Annotated in this window: 16 protein-coding genes; 10 read left to right on the forward strand and 6 right to left on the reverse strand. The window is 54.2% G+C overall.

Features of this window, described 5'->3' with window-relative positions; translation table 11 throughout:
* Entirely contained in the window at positions 1-810 is an 810-nt protein-coding gene (gene proC / locus OGV38_RS04360) for a pyrroline-5-carboxylate reductase (protein WP_016152005.1), read from the reverse strand.
* Positions 811-958: 148 nt separating this feature from the next.
* Here proC and OGV38_RS04365 point away from each other — a divergent pair, with 148 nt between their 5' ends.
* From OGV38_RS04365 to ppnP, 5 genes are all read left to right on the forward strand, one after another.
* Positions 959-1,414: a YaiI/YqxD family protein gene (locus OGV38_RS04365; RefSeq protein ID WP_016155837.1), complete on the forward strand. Its 456-nt coding sequence runs from the start codon at positions 959-961 to the stop codon at positions 1,412-1,414.
* Between the two features lie 185 nt (positions 1,415-1,599).
* Positions 1,600-2,145, forward strand: a complete 546-nt coding sequence (gene aroL, locus OGV38_RS04370; RefSeq protein WP_016155838.1) for a shikimate kinase AroL — start codon at positions 1,600-1,602, stop codon at positions 2,143-2,145.
* A gap of 26 nt (positions 2,146-2,171) precedes the next feature.
* Entirely contained in the window at positions 2,172-2,363 is a 192-nt protein-coding gene (gene yaiA / locus OGV38_RS04375; RefSeq protein ID WP_016155839.1) for a protein YaiA, read from the forward strand.
* 247 nt (positions 2,364-2,610) lie between these two features.
* Complete coding sequence (locus OGV38_RS04380) at positions 2,611-3,288, forward strand: AroM family protein (RefSeq protein ID WP_016155840.1); 678 nt, start codon at positions 2,611-2,613, stop codon at positions 3,286-3,288.
* Positions 3,289-3,359: 71 nt separating this feature from the next.
* Positions 3,360-3,644, forward strand: a complete 285-nt coding sequence (gene ppnP, locus OGV38_RS04385; protein ID WP_286472978.1) for a pyrimidine/purine nucleoside phosphorylase — start codon at positions 3,360-3,362, stop codon at positions 3,642-3,644.
* 50 nt (positions 3,645-3,694) lie between these two features.
* On the opposite strand, the gene rdgC is transcribed toward ppnP, so the two are convergent.
* Positions 3,695-4,606, reverse strand: a complete 912-nt coding sequence (rdgC, locus tag OGV38_RS04390) for a recombination-associated protein RdgC (RefSeq protein ID WP_003021479.1) — start codon at positions 4,604-4,606, stop codon at positions 3,695-3,697.
* 91 nt (positions 4,607-4,697) lie between these two features.
* Here rdgC and mak point away from each other — a divergent pair, with 91 nt between their 5' ends.
* The gene (mak, locus tag OGV38_RS04395; RefSeq protein ID WP_047501951.1) at positions 4,698-5,606 is read left to right on the forward strand and encodes a fructokinase; all 909 of its coding nucleotides are present in this window, start codon (positions 4,698-4,700) and stop codon (positions 5,604-5,606) included.
* A 27-nt stretch (positions 5,607-5,633) separates the two neighbouring features.
* On the opposite strand, the gene araJ is transcribed toward mak, so the two are convergent.
* From araJ to sbcD, 3 genes are all read right to left on the reverse strand, one after another.
* Positions 5,634-6,806 (reverse strand): MFS transporter AraJ, encoded by a 1,173-nt coding sequence (gene araJ, locus OGV38_RS04400; RefSeq protein ID WP_269518733.1) that lies wholly within the window; start codon positions 6,804-6,806, stop codon positions 5,634-5,636.
* Positions 6,807-6,993: 187 nt separating this feature from the next.
* Positions 6,994-10,140: an exonuclease subunit SbcC gene (gene sbcC / locus OGV38_RS04405; protein ID WP_286472979.1), complete on the reverse strand. Its 3,147-nt coding sequence runs from the start codon at positions 10,138-10,140 to the stop codon at positions 6,994-6,996.
* Positions 10,137-11,339, reverse strand: coding sequence for an exonuclease subunit SbcD (sbcD, locus tag OGV38_RS04410; RefSeq protein ID WP_286472980.1), 1,203 nt, complete (start codon positions 11,337-11,339; stop codon positions 10,137-10,139). Before sbcD ends, sbcC begins: the two co-directional genes overlap by 4 nt.
* 190 nt (positions 11,340-11,529) lie before the next feature.
* Between sbcD and phoB the strand changes: the two genes are divergently transcribed.
* Together phoB and phoR are read left to right on the forward strand one after the other, a co-directional pair.
* A complete protein-coding gene (phoB, locus tag OGV38_RS04415) occupies positions 11,530-12,219 on the forward strand; it encodes a phosphate response regulator transcription factor PhoB (RefSeq protein ID WP_003021496.1) in 690 nt (229 codons plus the stop codon).
* A gap of 50 nt (positions 12,220-12,269) precedes the next feature.
* Positions 12,270-13,565, forward strand: coding sequence for a phosphate regulon sensor histidine kinase PhoR (phoR, locus tag OGV38_RS04420; protein WP_029139432.1), 1,296 nt, complete (start codon positions 12,270-12,272; stop codon positions 13,563-13,565).
* A 210-nt stretch (positions 13,566-13,775) separates the two neighbouring features.
* Here phoR and OGV38_RS04425 read toward each other — a convergent pair whose 3' ends face one another.
* Positions 13,776-13,979, reverse strand: coding sequence for a hypothetical protein (locus OGV38_RS04425; protein ID WP_072034376.1), 204 nt, complete (start codon positions 13,977-13,979; stop codon positions 13,776-13,778).
* Between OGV38_RS04425 and brnQ the strand changes: the two genes are divergently transcribed.
* Both brnQ and proY read left to right on the forward strand, forming a co-directional pair.
* Entirely contained in the window at positions 13,971-15,290 is a 1,320-nt protein-coding gene (brnQ, locus tag OGV38_RS04430; protein ID WP_016152017.1) for a branched-chain amino acid transporter carrier protein BrnQ, read from the forward strand. The genes OGV38_RS04425 and brnQ overlap by 9 nt on opposite strands.
* Before the next feature lie 80 nt (positions 15,291-15,370).
* Positions 15,371-16,744, forward strand: a complete 1,374-nt coding sequence (proY, locus tag OGV38_RS04435; protein WP_016152018.1) for a proline-specific permease ProY — start codon at positions 15,371-15,373, stop codon at positions 16,742-16,744.
* Positions 16,745-16,800 lie beyond the last annotated feature (56 nt).

Below are 16,800 nucleotides of genomic sequence, written 5' to 3' on the forward strand. Positions count from 1 at the left end.
TCAGGAGCGGCTGAGTTTTTCCGACTGCTCCATGCACTTAATCATCGCTTCAATCACTGATGAACGAAAACCTCGTTCTTCCAGGACGCGTACCGCTTCAATGGTGGTTCCACCAGGCGAGCACACCATATCCTTCAGTTCTCCGGGATGTTTACCCGTATCCAGCACCATCTTCGCCGAACCCATTACTGCCTGCGCCGCGAATTTATAAGCTTGCGCGCGAGGCATGCCACCCTGCACGGCGGCGTCCGCCATCGCTTCAATAAACATAAACACATAAGCCGGGGCTGAACCACTGACGCCAACGACCGGATGAATCATTGCCTCCGCAATGACTTCTGCTTCGCCAAAGCAGCGGAAGATATTCAGCACGTCGGCGGTGTCTTCTGGCGTGACTAAGGCGTTCGGTGTGACGGAAGTCATTCCGGCATTCACCAGTGACGGCGTGTTTGGCATCGCGCGAATGATTTTACGGTCATGGCCTAGCGCGCGGGCGAGCTGATCGAGGGTGACGCCAGCGGCAATCGAGACGACCAGGGAGTCTTTGTTCAGGCTGGAGGTAATTTCGCTCAGCACTTTAATCATGATGCCTGGTTTTACGGCCCCAAAAACGATGTCAGCGATTTGCGCGACCTCTTGCGCAGACTGCGCCGCATTAATACCGTACTGGTCGTGCAATGCAGCGACTTTATCGGGGGAAGGGGTGTAGACCCAGATTTGTCCGGGGAGAACCTGGCCGCTGGCGATCATGCCGCCAAGTATCGCTTTGCCCATATTACCGCAGCCGATAAAACCGATTTTCTTGTCCATTTTGTCACTCCCTATGCGTGATATTCATTGTTTTACCTAGGAAAGCTAAGCTTAGCGCGGATTGAATATGTGCAGAAGGATAAACAGCACTTTGCCTGCAAGTAAAAGCACGCGACAATGTGCAACTGCACATCAGTGGGGAGAAATTATGACAATATGGGTGGATGCCGATGCGTGTCCGAATGTGATTAAAGATATTTTGTACCGCGCTTCTGAGCGCATGCAGATGCCGCTTATTTTGGTAGCAAACCAGAGTTTGCGCGTCCCGTCTTCGCGGTTTATCCGCACATTACGTGTTCCCGCCGGGTTTGACGTGGCGGATAACGAGATTGTGCGCCAGTGTAGTGCCGGTGATTTAGTGATAACAGCGGATATCCCGCTGGCGGCAGAAGTCATTGAAAAAGGTGCGGCGGCGCTTAATCCGCGCGGTGAACGTTATACCGAAGCCACGATCCGTGAGCGTCTGATGATGCGTGATTTTATGGATACGCTACGCGCCAGCGGTATTCAGACCGGCGGGCCGGACAGCCTTTCACCACGAGACAGGCAGCATTTTGCTGCTGAGCTTGATAAGTGGTGGCTGGAAGTACAGCGCAGAAAATAAAACGTGTAATTTATTATTTACACTTTATTCATGGTGAATTCTTGTTATAGTAGGGGTTAATAGGTATCGCTACCCTGTATGTAATTTTTTCTTTACGTTTTGGCGATGTACTAGTTTGGTGATATGATTATATCTTTAACCGCATCAGATCCCGCTCGCTCGCGGCTCCCTGGGGAATTTCTGTAATGACGCAACCTCTTTATCTTGTCGGCCCCCGGGGGTGTGGTAAGACAACTACCGGTATGGCGCTGGCGAAGGCTATCGATTTCCAGTTTGTCGATACCGATCGCTGGTTGCAATCGCACGTGCAGATGACCGTGGCGGAGATCGTCGAAAGGGAAGGATGGGAAGGGTTTCGTGCCCAGGAGACGAGCGCTCTGCAGGCCGTCACAGCCCCGGCAACGGTTGTTGCGACCGGCGGCGGCATCATTCTTACCGAATTTAATCGTCATTACATGCGCAGCCACGGCGTGGTTATCTATTTAAGCGCACCGGTATCAGTACTGGTTGATCGTCTGGAGGCCACGCCTGAAGAGGGATTGCGCCCAACCTTAACCGGTAAGCCGCTGACTGAAGAGGTGCAGGAAGTGCTCGCTCAGCGCGATGTTCTGTACCGTGAAGCTGCGCACTACATCGTTGATGCCACCCATAAACCTGCGCAGGTGGTGGAAGACATTCTTGAGATACTGGCGCAGGCAGCGCCACGGTTACAGGGCGGTGTCTATACTTAATGTTCATCCAGTGAAAAGGAAGAACTATGCCGACAAAACCACCTTACCCACGTCAAGCGAACATTGTTACGGTTGAAAAGGGGACGCCAGGCCAGACGGTAACCTGGTATCAACTTCGAGCCGATCACCCTAAACCGAATACGTTGATCAGTGAGCATCCTTCTGCGCAGGAAGCCATGGATGCCAAAAAACGCTACGAAGACCCCGATAAAACCTGATATTAAGCACCGTCCTGGCACGAGTCTGAAAAGTGCCACGACGGGCGTTCATCACATTTTCTTAAATTTCGCCGTATACCGTTAAAATTGAAAATTAAGCAATAACAATCCAGTACCGGAATGATTTGGAATCTTTACACAATACACCGCCGATCAGCTGCTACGCTTTTGAGCATTTGTAGCGCAGGTCAGCGCCCGGCACTTGCCCGGGATTTCACAGCAAAGTAAGAAGATGGTGGAGCAACAAATGAGTGCGTCGTTGGCTATCCTCACGATTGGCGTGGTGCCGATGTGTGAGGTGTTACCGCTCCTGACGGAATATATCGATGAACAGCATATTACTCACCACAGTCTGCTTGGACAGATGCGGCGAGAAGATGTGATGGCTGAGTACGGCGTTTCGCCCGGTGACGAGCCTTTATTAACGCTGCTCAGCGACCACCAACTTGCGCATGTCTCACGCCAGAAGGTAGAGCGCTCGCTGCAAAGTATCGTGGAGGTGCTGGATAACCAGGGCTTTGACGTGATCCTGCTGATGAGTACCGCCTCAATCGCTCGCCTGACCGCCCGCAATAGCATTCTGCTGGAGCCGTTACGTATTATCCCCCCGCTAGTGGCCTCGATTGTCGATGGGCATCAGGTCGGGGTTATTGTCCCCGTCACCGAATTGCTCAAAGCCCAGACGCAAAAATGGCAGGTGTTACAAACTCCACCAGTGTATGCCGTGGCGAATCCGATCGAAGGTACCGAACAACAATTGATTGATGCCGGGAAAGAACTGCTGGAGCAAGGCGCGGATGTGATCATGCTGGATTGTCTGGGGTTCAATCAACGCCATCGAGATTTACTGCAAAAATCGCTGGATGTCCCGGTTCTTCTGTCTAATGTGTTGATTGCCCGACTGGCTTCGGAGCTGTTGGCGTAATTTTGCGTGACAGGTGGAACGTCAGCCCCCTATATTGGTTCTCAACTTAATCACGAGATAGGGCCAGTTGTATGCTTCAAAGTAATGAATACTTTTCCGGCAAAGTAAAATCGATCGGTTTTACCAGCAGCAGTACTGGCCGCGCCAGTGTTGGCGTGATGGCTGAAGGCGAATATACCTTTAGTACTGCGGCGCCTGAAGAGATGACTGTCGTTAGCGGCGCACTGAACGTGCTGCTGCCGGGGGAAACCGAGTGGAAGGTGTATGCCGCAGGGGACGTGTTCAACGTACCGGGCAACAGCGAGTTTCATCTGCAGGTGGCAGAGCCAGCATCCTATCTTTGCCGCTATCTGTAAGCATAGAAATGACGAATGGCGACATTGTGCCGCCATTCGGTAAACACGGCTTAACGTTGCGCTTCGCCGCCTAATCCTTCCACCAGACTTTTAATCAGCGCCGCCAGTTCACCCGTCATCAGGATGAAATCGGCATCAAAACGCTGAGCATAATCTTCGCGGTCAATATCTTCGTTCTGATCGCGCAGCTCGTCGCTAAACTTCAAACGCTTAATAGAGCCGTCGTCACACATCACGAACTGAATGCGCTGCTGCCAGTCGAGGGCCAGCTTGGTGACCAGTTTGCCCGCTTCGATATGCACGGCGATTTCGTCGCAGACCAGATCCTGCTTTTTCGCGCGGATCACGCCGCCGTCTTCAAGGATCGCTTTTAGTTCGGCTTCATCCAGTAACTGGAATCCCTGTGCCGTTGTACCGGAACGAACCCATTCGGTCAGCGTCAGCTCAATGGGGTTTTCCATCGTCAGCGGAACGACCGGCAGCGAACCGAGACTCTTACGCAGCAGCGCCAGCGTATCTTCGGCTTTCTTCGCACTCGCGCAATCAACCATGATCAGATCGTTGACGGTATCGATCCACATCATCGTCTGGCTGAAACGGCTAAAGGCGCGCGGCAGCAATGAGTGCAGAACTTCATCTTTCAGCGAGTCTTTTTCGGTCTTCTTGAGTTTGCGACCTTGCTCAGCTTCCAGTTTGAAAATTTTGGCTTCCAGCGCCTGTTTAATAACCGGCGACGGCAGAATTTTTTCTTCTTTGCGGGCGCAGATAATAATTTGGCCATTGGCGGTATGCGTTAATGCATCGCTGTGCGATCCCATCGGCGGAACCCAGCCCATTTTTGCCATATCCTGGCTACCGCAAGGGGTGAACGTCATTGATGCCAGCTGTTTTTCCATCTCTTCGGCACGCAAAGAAACATCGCGGCTAAGACGGTAAACCATTAAATTTTTGAACCACAGCATGATAATTTCCACGGCCTTGTCGTTAAATCCAGCGGGCATGATAGCGAATTGTCGCTATGCTTGCATTGTTAATCGGGAAGAGGAGCAAACAGTGCGTATAGGTATCGATTTAGGCGGTACGAAAACGGAAGTTATCGCGCTTGGCGATGCAGGCGAACAGCTTTTTCGCCATCGCCTGCCCACGCCGCGTGATGATTATCGGCAAACGATAGAAACCATCGCCGCGCTGGTGGAGATGGCGGAAAAGGCCACCGGGCAGTCGGGAACCGTCGGGATGGGCATTCCCGGTTCAATTTCGCCCTACACCGGAGTGGTGAAGAATGCCAACTCGACCTGGCTTAACGGGCAACCTTTTGACAAAGACCTGAGTACGCGTCTGAATCGCGAAGTGCGGCTGGCAAATGATGCCAACTGCCTGGCGGTTTCTGAAGCCGTTGATGGTGCAGCGGCGGGGGCGCAAACCGTGTTTGCGGTGATTATCGGTACAGGATGTGGCGCTGGAGTGGCGCTGAACGGCCGGGCGCACACGGGCGGCAACGGTACTGCGGGCGAGTGGGGGCATAATCCGCTGCCGTGGATGGACGAAGACGAACTGCGTTATCGGCAGGAAGTGCCCTGCTATTGCGGCAAGCAAGGCTGTATTGAAACCTTCATTTCCGGAACCGGTTTTGCCACCGACTACCAGCGTCTGAGCGGTAAGCCGCTCAAGGGCAGTGAAATTATCAGTCTTGTTAATGCCCGGGATACCCTGGCGGAACAGGCGTTGAGTCGGTACGAGCTGCGTCTGGCGAAATCACTGGCACATGTGGTGAATATTCTCGATCCGGACGTAATCGTGCTGGGCGGCGGAATGAGTAATGTCGACCGACTGTATCAAAACGTGCCAACGTTGATTAAACAGTTTGTCTTTGGCGGCGAGTGCGAAACGCCTCTACGCAAGGCGCTGCACGGTGACTCCAGCGGCGTGCGCGGCGCGGCCTGGTTGTGGCCGCAGGAGTAATGTTCGCGTTGCCGGGTAGCGCAGAGGCTATCCGGCAGCGGGAGTCATCTGGGATACGCTGCGCTTCAGGCGACCATAGAGCAGCAGCGACGACATCGCAGAAAACGACAGCAGCGCCGCCGGCAACGTCACGTAGTTGTAGGCAAAGCCCAGCGTCAGCATCATACCACCGCACCAGGCGCCAATCGCGCTGCCGAGATTAAAGGCAATTTGCCCCCCAGCCGCACCCAGCAGCTCACCCCCTTTAGCATTTTGCAGCAGCAAAATTTGCAGCGGCGCCGATAGGGCAAACAGGCCCGCGCAGCAAATAAAGGCGAAGATCAGCGACGCGGCTTTGATCCCGCCAAAGGCAAAGAGCAGCAGCAGAGCCAGCATAATTACAAAGTCGGTTATTACCGCAATACGCAGCGGCGTATAGCGGCCAGAAAGGCGACCGCTCAGCAGATTTCCCAACACCATCCCCAATCCCACCAGCATCATGATGAAGGTCATCAGCGCTTCGGAAAAGCCGGAGATGAACATCATGTACGGTTTGACGTAGCTGAACCAGGCGAAAACCCCGGCGTTACCAAACATGGTGGCGGAAAAGATGAGCCACGGGGCGGGGGTTTTCAAAAAGTGAAATTGTTCGCGCAGTTTCCCTTTTGCTTCATCGCTGATGTTGGGTACCCAAAAAGTTATCGAGACCATCACGGCGATATTAAAGACGGCTATCAGCAGAAACGTGTAGCGCCAGCTAAATTCCTGGCTCAGCCAGGTGCCGATGGGAATGCCAATCAGATTAGCAACGGTCATACCCGAAACCATGCCCGCGACGGCGGCGGTGACTTTTCCCGGACGGGCCAGCTTCGACAGGATAATCGCGCCAACGCCAAAAAACGCGCCGTGTGGAAAGCCGGAAACCAGCCTGCCCACCGCCAGCATTAAATATGAGGAGGAGAGGGTGAAGATGGCGTTGCCGATCACGCACAGCGTGACCAGAAACAGCAGAATATGCTTGAGAGAAAAGCGGTTGGAAAAGAGCGCAATAATAGGCGCGCCCAGCACCACGCCAAAAGCGTAAAACGAAATCATATGGCCAGCGGCAGGGATGGAAATTCCCACGTCCCGCGCCAGCTCGGTGAGTACACCCATGATGCCAAACTCGGCCATGCCCAGCCCAAATGTCCCCAGAGCTAAAGAGAAAATGACTCTTTTCATACCACCTGCCAACAAGAAAGACGCACGATGTGCGCCATAGCGGCGAACGTTCGCCGCCAATAGAGATAGCTTGCGGATAAGCGAAGTGGAATGCCATTTCATATCCGTCTTTGTGTATTCACGATCGTGCTATGTGCCGTGCCGGATAGCGCTGGCGCATATCCGGCCTCCAGGTGCTGAGCTGCTATCAGGCATCAACTGCAAACATTTTATCGAGTTTACTGTAGCCCAGTCCGTTGATTTTTTTGACTTTGATCTGCACCGGAATGCGTTCTTTCATCGCTTCAACGTGGCTGATGACACCAATGGTTTTGCCAGTGGCGTTGAGCGCATCGAGCGCATCCAGGGCGGTATCCAGCGTTTCGCTGTCCAACGTGCCGAAACCTTCGTCGAGGAACAGGGAGTCAATTCGCGTTTTGTGGCTGACCAGGTCGGACAACGCCAGCGCCAGCGCCAGACTCACGAGGAAGCTCTCGCCGCCGGAAAGCGTACGCGTGTCACGCACGGCATCGGCCTGCCAGGTATCAACCACTTCCAGCTCCAGCGCTTCGCTGGCCTTGCGCTGCAACAGATAGCGACCGTGCAGACGGGTCAACTGGATGTTGGCAAGCCAGACCAGATTATCCAGCGTCAGCCCCTGGGCAAACTTGCGGAATTTATCTCCCTCTTTCGAGCCGATCAGCGCGTTCAGATAGCCCCAGTCTTCGACCTGCTGTGCGACTTTTGCAATCTCGAGCATCAGCGCCTGCTGCTGCTGGCGGTTTTCACCATCCTGCTTGAGCTGCTGGCGAATTTCGCCCTGACGAGTGGTGTTCTCCCGTAGCTGCTGGGTGAGTTGCGCCAGCGCGTCGTGAAGATGTTGCACGGTGAGCGTGAGATCCACCCCGGTTGGTAGCTGTTGTTGATGAGTCGCCAGCGCCTGCTGCGCCTGATTAAGCAGCGTTTGCGCTTGCTGTCGCTGGCCTTCCAGTGATTGCTTCAATTGTTCAAGGCGGTTAAAGGTCTCTTCATCCAGCAGGGCGGCAACAAAGGCGTCGCGATCGGCAAAGATGCTGACCTGCAATGCGGTATCAAACTGCGCCTGAATTTCTGCAGCGCGCTGAACCTCCTGCGCCTCCTGCTGCTGTAAGGTTTGCCACTGCCCCTGTAAAGAGAGGCAATCGTCGTGCACCTGCCGCCAGTTTTCCAGCGACAGATTCTCAATGTTTTCACCAAGCGCATCGGTTTCAGGCAGCGTTTCCAGCACCGGCGCAAGCTGGGCGATTCGAGCCTGTAATTCAGTCAGTTCGTTCTGGCGCTGCTGCCACATTTGCGCTTCGTTCGCCCGCTCGCTCAGCCATGAGGCGACTTCACCCTCGGCCGGAAGGGACAGACCATGACGGGCCAGCTCGGCGGTTAACGTTGCCTGACGCTGGTCAATATGCTGCTGGAGCTGAGTAATCTGCTCTGTGTGTGCGGTGATTTGCGCCTGCAGGGTATGACGCAGACTCAGTTTGTGAAGCTGCTGCTCGTGCTCTTCCTGGGCGGCAAGCCACGGGGCGATGTCATCCTGCGGTTGCAGCGTCACGTTGAGGCTGGCGGTGACGGTCTGCCACTCTTGAGTAAGTGCTTGCTCTTCCTGAGAAAGCGTTTGTACTTCGCGTTCATCGCGCTGAAGTTGCTGGGTTATCGCCTCAAGTTGACCGCGTAGCGTTGAACCCTCATCGGCTAGCGTTTTGACCTCTTTTTCCAGCGCTTCACGCCGTGTCTGATTCACACTCAGTTCGAGCGTTTGATAGCGCTCAATCGCCGGGTGCGTGGTGGAGCCGCAAAGTGGGCAAGGCATGCCGGATTGCAATAGTGCCCGCTGGCTTTCCAGATCTTTGATCCGGGCTTCCTGCTCGCAAATGATTCTCATATCGGCAAGCTGCTGATTTTTATCTTTATAGCGCTGACGCTTTTCTGTAAGCACCGCATTGCGCTGGGTCAGTTCCTGCTGACGCTGCACAAGCGTGGCGCGTAGCTGCGCCAGTTGCTTTTGCTTCGGGGCGATTTGCCCATGCAGATTACTCAGCCGCTGGCGTAACGGACGAAGCTGTACATGTTGCGCCAGCGCTTCCGTTACCTGTTGTGCCGAAAGGGTCAGCGTGGGAAGCGCCAGCGCATCGAGCTTGCGCGTGTCGTTCTCCCGCAACTGCTGCCACTGGCGCAGTTGGGCGCTGGCGTCGGACTGTTGGGCCAGCAGCGCTTTCCATCCTGCCAGTTCGCTACTCCACAAACGGAAGCGGTCATGTTCCTTCAACCAGTCGGTTAACGTTTGCTGTCCGGCGAGCATAGCGGCTGACTGCGTTTGTGCCTGCTGACGAATACGTCCGCGCAGCGCTAAGCTGCTTTGTAAGCGAGCATTCACTTCCTGAATCTTCTGTCGCGTACGGTCAATCGTAGCCGTTTGTTCCTGGATTCGCTCCCAGTGTGGGCGTAACGCTCTGGCCGGGAGTGCCAGACTCAGCGCCGCCAGTTGCGGCTGCGCCTCTTCCTGCGCCTGAAGTGCAGCCTGTAATGCCTGCTGGTGGCGGTTTATCTCCGCCTGTAGCTCATTTTGCCGCATGAGCCAGTTGAGGTGCTGCTGCTGGGCTTGTTGGCAGGTAAGATATTGTTTTTCTTCGTCAGTAAGTACCTGCAAACTTTCTGTCAGGGATTGCAGCTGTTCTGGCGCTAACAGCGCAACACCGCTGGCCTGGGCCTGCAGTTTTTCCAGTTCCGTACGCGCTGATTTGTGCTTTTCAAATACCATGGCGGAGATTTGGCCGTAGATCTCAGTGCCGGTCAGTTCTTCCAGCAGCTCGGCGCGTTCTTTCGGTTTGGCATTGAGAAATGCGGCAAACTGCCCCTGAGACAGCAGCATCGAACGGGTAAAACGTCCGTAATCCAGCCCGGTAAGCTCGGCGGTCATCTCCAGCTTATCTTTGACCTTATCGGCGAGGATTTTACCGTCGGAGCAGCGGGCCAGCTCTACGCGAGGGACCTGCAGATTGCCCTCCGGCTGATTGCGCGCCCGGTTCTGGCTCCAGAATGCGCGGTAGGCTTCGCCCCGCACCTCAAACTCGACCTCGGCCAGACACTCCGCGGTGTCGCGGGTCATCAGGTCGTTTTGCGACTGTGACACGGTATTCAGGCGCGGCGTTTCGTGGTACAGCGCAAGGCAAATTGCGTCCAGCAGGGTCGTTTTCCCCGCACCCGTTGGCCCGGTGATAGCGAACAACCCGTTGCTGGCAAACGGTTCTGCCGTAAAATCGACTTTCCATTCTCCCTTCAGGGAGTTGAGGTTTTTCAGGCGCAGGCTGAGAATTTTCATGCTTCAGCCTCCCCGGCAAGCGTTTGTAAGGTTGCGCTAAACAGCTGGTTAAGCCGCTCACGCTGCGGTTGTTCGAGTTCTTCCAGCGCCAGGCGGCGGTCAAAAACCTCTGCCACGCTCAGCTCGCTTAACGTTTCACGTCGTTCATTGGCCATAATGCGTTCGCGCTGTTCCCGACTGCGGCGCACCAGTAGCACTTCTACCGGTAAATCTTCGGTTAAGGCCTGGATCTTACGTTGCATATCATGCAGGTAGTCGTCGGTGGTGATTTCAATATCCAGCCACACCGGTGGCTCTTGCTGCACGCCGCGCCACTGCTCAAGCTGGGTAGTAATGGCGGCTAAATCGCCTTTCAGTACCGCAAGCTGCTGCGTAACCGGCACGGTGAGATTTTCAACGGCGCTGAGTTTCTCCGCGTCAAAGCTCACCAGATGTACACATTTGCTTTTGCCGCCCTCGTCAAAACTGAGGGCAATCGGCGAGCCGCAGTAGCGAATATGTTCCGTGCCGCCGATAACCTGCGCCCGGTGAATATGTCCCAGTGCGATGTAGTCTGCCGGTGGGAAGTTTTGCGCCGGGAAGGCGTCCAGCGTACCGATATAAATGTCACGTACGGCGTCGCTTTTACTGGCTCCGACGGTGGTCAAATGCCCGGTCGCAATGATGGGAAGATTGTGGTCGCCGCGCAGCGTGCAGGCATCCTGATACTGCTGCTGATAATAGTCGGTGATTGCGCCCAGTAAATGCTGCTGTTTTTCTTGTCCTGTCAGCCCGGCCTGGCTGGTGATGATGTCGCGCGGACGTAAAAAAGGCACCGGACACAGGATCGCCCCCGGTGTACCGTCGCGTAGCGGCAGTATCTGCGGCGCATGACCAGCGCTGGCAACCACCGTGGTGTTGAGAAACGCCAGAATATCGCGGGATTCATTGAGCGTGGCGACGGAGTCGTGGTTGCCTGCCAGCACCACCAGATGACAGCCGGTTTGCTGCAGATTGACGACAAAACGGTTATACAGCTCACGGGCATAGCTAGGTGGTGAGCCGGTATCGAAAATATCGCCTGCCACAATAATGGCATCCACCTGCTGGGATTGTGCCGTTTCCAGCAGCCAGTCGAGAAAGGCCTGATGCTCGGCGGCGCGGCTCTTGCTGTAGAAATTTTGGCCCAGATGCCAGTCAGACGTGTGAAGGATGCGCATAAGAGTTCCATGACGGTAAAACAATGGCGGGGATTATAACCCTTCACGAGTGGGAATATCTTGTCTCCGGGCTGTCATAATTCGCCGGGCTGCGTTAAACCTGGACTATCTTTTCATAAATCTGTCATAAAACTGACGCATAATGGCACTGTATTGATGGCAAACGATTTAATTACAAACAGGGCAAATCATGGCGAGACGTATTCTGGTCGTAGAAGATGAAGCTCCAATTCGTGAAATGGTCTGCTTCGTGCTCGAGCAAAACGGATTTCAACCCGTTGAAGCCGAAGACTATGACAGTGCTGTGAACCAACTCAATGAACCCTGGCCGGATCTCGTCCTGCTTGACTGGATGCTTCCAGGCGGCTCGGGTCTACAGTTTATTAAACATCTCAAGCGCGAAGCGATGACGCGGGATATCCCGGTGATGATGCTGACAGCGAGGGGGGAAGAGGAAGATCGCGTCCGGGGGCTGGAAACCGGCGCGGATGATTATATTACCAAGCCCTTTTCTCCCAAGGAGCTGGTGGCGCGTATTAAAGCAGTTCTGCGTCGTATTTCACCGATGGCGGTCGAAGAGGTTATAGAGATGCAGGGGCTAAGCCTTGATCCCACCTCGCATCGCGTGATGACCGGCGAGGATCCGCTGGATATGGGGCCGACCGAATTCAAACTGTTGCACTTCTTTATGACTCATCCCGAGCGTGTCTACAGTCGCGAGCAACTCCTCAATCATGTCTGGGGAACCAATGTGTACGTGGAAGACCGGACAGTGGATGTGCACATCCGCCGCTTACGTAAGGCGCTGGAGCACAGCGGACACGATCGTATGGTGCAGACGGTTCGCGGGACGGGATATCGTTTTTCAACCCGCTTCTGACTGACAAGAATCAGGGCCTGAAGGATTAGGCCGTATAGGGAGTAAGACGTTTGCTAGAACGATTGTCATGGAAAAGGTTGGTATTGGAGCTGATCCTGTGCTGCATACCGGCATTTATCCTTAGCGCTTTTTTCGGTTACCTGCCCTGGTTTTTACTGGCGTCGGTAACGGGCCTGCTTATCTGGCATTTCTGGAATTTATTACGTTTGTCCTGGTGGCTATGGGTCGACAGAAGCATGACGCCGCCGCCGGGGCGAGGCAGTTGGGAGCCGTTGCTGTACGGGCTGCATCAAATGCAACTGCGCAACAAAAAGCGCCGTCGTGAACTGGGTAATCTGATTAAACGTTTTCGCAGCGGGGCGGAATCGCTACCCGACGCGGTGGTGCTGACCACTGAAGAAGGCGGTATCTTCTGGTGTAACGGACTGGCCCAGCAGGTTCTGGGACTGCGCTGGCCGGACGATAGCGGGCAAAATATTCTTAACCTGTTGCGCTACCCGGAATTTACACAATATCTGAAAACGCGCGATTTTAGCCGACCGATCAATCTGGTACTCAATACCGGACGGCATCTGGAAATTCGCGTGATGCCCTATACCGATAAGCAATTGCTGATGGTGGCGCGCGACGTTACCCAGATGCATCAACTGGAAGGTTCACGACGTAACTTTTTCGCCAACGCCAGCCATGAACTGCGTACGCCACTGACGGTGTTACAGGGGTACCTGGAAATGATGCAGGAGCATCCGCTGGAAGGGACGACGCGTGAAAAAGCGCTGCATACCATGCGCGAACAAACGTATCGCATGGAAGGGTTGGTGAAACAGCTGCTGACGCTGTCAAAAATTGAGGCTGCGCCGACGCTACTGCTGAATGAGAAGGTCGATGTGCCCATGATGCTGCGCGTGCTCGAACACGAAGCGCAAACGCTGAGCCAGCAAAAACATACGTTTACCTTTGATGTTGATAACAGCCTGAACGTGCGGGGTAACGAGGAGCAGTTGCGTAGCGCTATCTCGAATCTCGTCTACAACGCGGTGAACCATACGCCAGCGGGAACGCACATTACCGTACGCTGGCAGCATGTGGCGTCGGGGGCGGAGTTTTGCGTGGAAGACAACGGTCCAGGCATTGCCGCCGAGCATATTCCACGATTAACCGAACGTTTTTATCGTGTGGATAAGGCGCGATCGCGGCAAACGGGCGGCAGCGGACTTGGTCTGGCCATCGTTAAGCATGCGCTGCATCATCACGACAGTCGCTTGAGTATCGAAAGCGAACCAGGCGTTGGGACGCGATTTAGTTTCGTGATCCCGGAACGTTTAATTGCCAAAATTAACGGTTAAGGCGCATTCGTAAGATAATCTTTCCAAAAGCCAGCGCAAGCTGGCTTTTTCTATGCGGTCAATATAACCATCCTGAATTTTACGACGTTTGGTTGTTTTTTGTTCGAACTATTACCCATACCTTTTTCCATGAAATGGTGTTTTGTGCTAACCCCATTTTTCATATCGCTATATTGTTCTGGTTTTTGGATCCCACCTTGCTTTAAAACGTTATAAGCGTTTAAATTGCGCTCCAGGTGCTGTCATACCGACTGCATTTACGCGGTAAATCGAAAAACTATTCTTCGCCGCGCCAGTCTGGGAGTGTTTCCCGCTGGAATTGAGCAAAAATGCCGCTGTATTGTCCCCCAGGGAAAGGCAAAAATTTATTTTTTTCAACACCACATCCACAGGCAGTAAGACTTTATGACCCATCAGTTAAAATCGCGCGATATTATCGCTTTGGGATTTATGACATTTGCACTGTTCGTTGGTGCAGGTAACATCATCTTCCCCCCAATGGTTGGTTTGCAGGCAGGTGAACACGTCTGGACTGCGGCTTTTGGCTTTTTGATTACCGCCGTTGGCCTGCCGGTACTTACCGTTGTCGCGCTGGCGAAAGTCGGTGGTGGTGTGGACCGACTGAGCACGCCTATCGGTAAAGTCGCTGGTTTGCTGCTGGCGACCGTGTGCTATCTGGCTGTTGGACCGTTATTTGCTACGCCGCGTACCGCGACGGTCTCTTTCGAAGTCGGGATTGCACCGCTGACCGGTGACTCCGCGCTGCCACTGCTTATCTACAGCGTGGTCTATTTCGCGATTGTGATTCTGGTTTCGCTGTATCCGGGCAAACTGCTGGATACGGTTGGTAATTTCCTGGCTCCGCTGAAAATCCTGGCGCTGGTGGTCCTGTCTGTCGCCGCAATCGTCTGGCCAGCAGGCCCGATCAGCAATGCGATGGAAGCCTATCAAACTGCTGCGTTTTCTAATGGCTTCGTGAACGGGTATCTGACCATGGATACGCTGGGCGCGATGGTATTTGGTATTGTTATCGTCAACGCCGCTCGCTCGCGTGGCGTTACTGAAGCGCGTCTGCTGACCCGTTATACCGTTTGGGCGGGTTTGATGGCGGGTGTGGGCTTAACGCTGCTGTATCTCGCGCTGTTCCGTCTGGGTTCAGATAGCGCAATTCTAGTCGATCAATCTGCTAACGGCGCGGCAATTCTGCATGCGTATGTTCAGCACACCTTTGGTGGCGCAGGGAGCTTCCTGCTGGCGGCGTTGATTTTCATCGCCTGTCTGGTCACCGCGGTTGGCCTGACCTGCGCGTGCGCAGAGTTCTTTGCCCAGTACGTTCCACTGTCTTATCGTACGCTGGTATTTATCCTCGGCGGCTTCTCGATGGTGGTCTCTAACCTGGGTCTGAGCCATCTGATTCAGATCTCTATTCCGGTGCTGACGGCTATCTATCCGCCATGTATCGCACTGGTTGTATTAAGTTTTACCCGCTCATGGTGGCATAATTCTTCCCGCGTCATTGCACCTGCGATGTTTATCAGCCTGATTTTTGGTATCCTTGATGGCATTAAAGCTTCTGCAATTGGCGACGTGTTACCGGCCTGGACCCAGCGTTTACCGCTGGCGGAGCAGGGGCTGGCGTGGTTGATGCCAACAGTCGTGATGGTGGTCCTGGCAGTTATCTGGGATCGTGCAGCGGGTCGACAAGTGACCTCCAGCGCACACTAATATCACTGACAATAAGTTTTAACCACGGGGCTATTAACATGGCCCCGTGGTTTTTTATTGTGTTAACAGGTTAGGAATCGATGGAAAGTAATAACAAGCTAAAGCGTGGGCTGAGCACCCGGCACATTCGCTTTATGGCATTAGGTTCAGCAATTGGTACCGGGCTGTTCTACGGCTCGGCCGATGCCATCAAAATGGCGGGGCCAAGCGTGTTGCTGGCCTATATTATCGGCGGCGTAGCGGCGTATATCATTATGCGCGCGCTGGGCGAAATGTCCGTTCATAACCCTGCAGCCAGCTCCTTCTCGCGCTATGCGCAGGAAAACCTCGGACCGCTGGCAGGCTACATAACCGGCTGGACCTACTGTTTTGAAATCCTGATTGTCGCTATTGCCGATGTGACTGCCTTTGGTATTTACATGGGCGTCTGGTTCCCGGCCGTACCGCACTGGATTTGGGTGCTCAGCGTGGTATTGATTATCTGCGCCATCAACCTGATGAGCGTGAAGGTGTTTGGCGAGCTGGAATTTTGGTTCTCGTTCTTTAAAGTCGCCACCATTATCATCATGATTGTCGCCGGTTTTGGCATCATCATTTGGGGGATTGGTAACGGCGGACAGCCTACCGGTATCCATAATCTGTGGAGTAACGGCGGTTTCTTCAGCAACGGCTGGCTCGGCATGGTGATGTCGCTACAAATGGTGATGTTCGCCTACGGCGGGATTGAGATTATCGGGATTACCGCTGGCGAAGCCAAAGACCCGGAAAAATCTATTCCGCGCGCCATCAATTCCGTACCGATGCGTATCCTCGTGTTTTACGTGGGGACGCTGTTCGTCATCATGTCTATTTACCCGTGGAACCAGGTCGGCACTGACGGTAGCCCGTTCGTTCTGACGTTCCAGCATATGGGGATTACCTTTGCCGCCGGGATCCTCAACTTCGTAGTCCTGACCGCGTCGCTGTCGGCCATCAACTCTGACGTCTTTGGCGTGGGGCGTATGCTGCACGGTATGGCGGAGCAGGGCAGCGCGCCGAAAATGTTCGCCAAGACGTCGCGTCGTGGCGTGCCATGGGTGACGGTGATGGTGATGACCATCGCGCTGCTGTTTGCGGTGTATCTTAACTACATCATGCCGGAAAACGTTTTCCTGGTGATCGCCTCTCTGGCGACCTTCGCAACGGTATGGGTGTGGATTATGATCCTGCTGTCACAAATTGCCTTCCGTCGTCGTCTGCCGCCGGAAGAGGTTAAGGCGCTGAAATTTAAAGTGCCGGGTGGGGTTGTGACGACCGTCATTGGCCTGATTTTCCTGGTCTTTATCATCGCGCTTATCGGCTATCATCCGGATACCCGCATTTCGCTATACGTCGGCTTTGCGTGGATTATCCTGCTGCTTGCCGGCTGGGTTTTCAAGCGCCGTCGCGAGCGCCAACTGGCTGAAGCGCAGTAATATTTTTGCCGGGTAGCTTAATGTTACCCGGCAATTTTCTCCTCCCCCGCACTCCT

The sequence above is a fragment of the Citrobacter sp. Cb080 genome, assembly GCF_030334745.1.
Lineage (GTDB): Bacteria > Pseudomonadota > Gammaproteobacteria > Enterobacterales > Enterobacteriaceae > Citrobacter > Citrobacter braakii.

Coding starts and splice junctions, on each gene's coding strand:
- proC (WP_016152005.1), bottom strand. CDS start 810: ATGGACAAGAAAATCGGTTTTATCGGCTGCGGTAATATGGGCAAAGCG.
- OGV38_RS04365 (WP_016155837.1), top strand. CDS start 959: ATGACAATATGGGTGGATGCCGATGCGTGTCCGAATGTGATTAAAGAT.
- aroL (WP_016155838.1), top strand. CDS start 1,600: ATGACGCAACCTCTTTATCTTGTCGGCCCCCGGGGGTGTGGTAAGACA.
- yaiA (WP_016155839.1), top strand. CDS start 2,172: ATGCCGACAAAACCACCTTACCCACGTCAAGCGAACATTGTTACGGTT.
- OGV38_RS04380 (WP_016155840.1), top strand. CDS start 2,611: ATGAGTGCGTCGTTGGCTATCCTCACGATTGGCGTGGTGCCGATGTGT.
- ppnP (WP_286472978.1), top strand. CDS start 3,360: ATGCTTCAAAGTAATGAATACTTTTCCGGCAAAGTAAAATCGATCGGT.
- rdgC (WP_003021479.1), bottom strand. CDS start 4,606: ATGCTGTGGTTCAAAAATTTAATGGTTTACCGTCTTAGCCGCGATGTT.
- araJ (WP_269518733.1), bottom strand. CDS start 6,806: ATGAAAAGAGTCATTTTCTCTTTAGCTCTGGGGACATTTGGGCTGGGC.
- sbcC (WP_286472979.1), bottom strand. CDS start 10,140: ATGAAAATTCTCAGCCTGCGCCTGAAAAACCTCAACTCCCTGAAGGGA.
- sbcD (WP_286472980.1), bottom strand. CDS start 11,339: ATGCGCATCCTTCACACGTCTGACTGGCATCTGGGCCAAAATTTCTAC.
- phoB (WP_003021496.1), top strand. CDS start 11,530: ATGGCGAGACGTATTCTGGTCGTAGAAGATGAAGCTCCAATTCGTGAA.
- brnQ (WP_016152017.1), top strand. CDS start 13,971: ATGACCCATCAGTTAAAATCGCGCGATATTATCGCTTTGGGATTTATG.
- OGV38_RS04425 (WP_072034376.1), bottom strand. CDS start 13,979: ATGGGTCATAAAGTCTTACTGCCTGTGGATGTGGTGTTGAAAAAAATA.
- proY (WP_016152018.1), top strand. CDS start 15,371: ATGGAAAGTAATAACAAGCTAAAGCGTGGGCTGAGCACCCGGCACATT.